Here is a 1611-nt window from a genome sequence, read left to right on the forward strand (position 1 = left end):
CGTAAGCATTCAGAAGGAATGTGGTTGGCCGGTGACGGTGTGTGAGGTGTGCTGGTCAGGCGGCTTGCTCGATGGGGGGCATCCAGAGGTTGCCGGTGAAGGCGCGGTGGATGGCCTCGAAGGCACTCAGCCCGTGCTTGCGGGCGGAGTCGAGGTAGGAGCGCACGGTGAGCCAGGCCGTCGCACCGTGTTCGGACTGGTGGCAGCCGGAGATCTTCAGCTGGGTCTTGACCGGCCGAAGAGCCCTCTCGCCGCAGTTGTTGGTGAAGGGCACATGCAAGGGGTCGTCGGCGAACCGCAGGATCGAGTGGGCCTGGTCCCGTAGGCGTTCGAGCAGGTTGCGGGCCGGGGACTGTTTGCGGCCCGGCGCTCTGGGGTGCTCGGAGAGTCCGACGGTGATGCCCTGGTGGAAGGCGTCCAGGTGCAGCAGCAGGGCCTCGGGGGTGATCTCGCCGATCTCACCTGCGCGTACACGCATGGCCTGGGTGTTCAGTCCGGCCAGGGTCCACCGGATCTGCTGGTGCCACCTTTGGTGGGGGAAGTCCTCTTCGGCGGCGGTCAGTTCTCGGATCAGGTGGGCGCCGCACAGCTGATGGGCGCAGTGCGGGTAGCCCGCATACAAGGAGAGCGAGTCGTGGACCAGGACGCCGCGGTAGTTGGGCAGCACGCCGCCCGCGTCGGCGCCGGCGCGTGAGCGCGGGGCGAGGTGGAGCAGGGTGAGGAGGTCGGTGCAGGCCACGTGCAGCCAGCGCCGCACGCTGCCGATGCGGGTGGTGGTCTCGTCCGCGTGCAGGACGTGGCCCATCACCAGCAGGGCCCGGATCAGGTTCACCGAGTCCGCGACCAGGCCGGCGGCCTCGCCCAGCAGGGAGGCCACCCAGCCGGTGGAGACCTCCGCTCCGGTCACATCCTTGATCAGCTGCGCGGTCCGCTCGACGGGAATGTGCTGGAACACCAGCAGATAGACGGCGAGCGCGCGCAGGTTCGGTCCGTAGGAGGACGGGGACCCGGCGATCTGCTCGGGCATCGGCTGGGCGGTGACCGTGCCGCAGGCGCACCGGCAGCGGTGGGCCCGGTGCTCGGTGATCTTTACCGTGGACAGGGGGATGTCCCGGACCTGGCGCCGCTCGAAGCCGACGCTGTCGCCCTGTTCCAGCGTGCGTCCGCAGCCGCTGCAGGCCGCCGGGACATGGTCTTCGGTGGCATCGGGCTTGTCGGTCATGGCCAGGCCCGACCCGTCGGTGCCGGGCTGACGGCCTCGCTTGCGTCCGCTCCTGGGCTGCGGCTTCTTCTCCGGCCGCCCGAAGGTGTCCGAGGAGGGTGGCATCGAGGAGTTGCCCGAGTTCCGGCCAAGACGCCGCTCCAGCTCCGCCACCCGAGCGGTCAACCGCTCGTTGGCCACCGCGAGTTCGCCCGCCTGGACCTCTGCCGCTTCGGCCCGCGCCTCCGCGGCCGCCACCTGCCGCTGGAGCAGTCCGATCAGCGCGAGGAGATCCTCACGCGACGCAGACTCCAGAGCGGACGACATGACCCCGGATCCTGCCGCACCCACCCCGCACCTGTCACATCATCAGGAGACGGACGCACGACCGACCTTCTGAATGCTTACCC

At 69.6% G+C, this 1611-nt stretch carries 1 protein-coding gene; it reads right to left on the reverse strand.

Going from position 1 to position 1611, the window contains the following annotated elements; genetic code table 11:
* Nucleotides 1-55: 55 nt before the first annotated feature.
* Nucleotides 56-1528 (reverse strand): IS66 family transposase, encoded by a 1473-nt coding sequence (tnpC, locus tag FCI23_RS55570; protein WP_169317503.1) that lies wholly within the window; start codon nt 1526-1528, stop codon nt 56-58.
* Nucleotides 1529-1611 lie beyond the last annotated feature (83 nt).

It is taken from the genome of Actinacidiphila oryziradicis, assembly GCF_005047355.1.
Lineage (GTDB): Bacteria > Actinomycetota > Actinomycetes > Streptomycetales > Streptomycetaceae > Actinacidiphila > Actinacidiphila oryziradicis.

Coding starts and splice junctions, on each gene's coding strand:
- tnpC (WP_169317503.1), bottom strand. CDS start 1,528: ATGTCGTCCGCTCTGGAGTCTGCGTCGCGTGAGGATCTCCTCGCGCTG.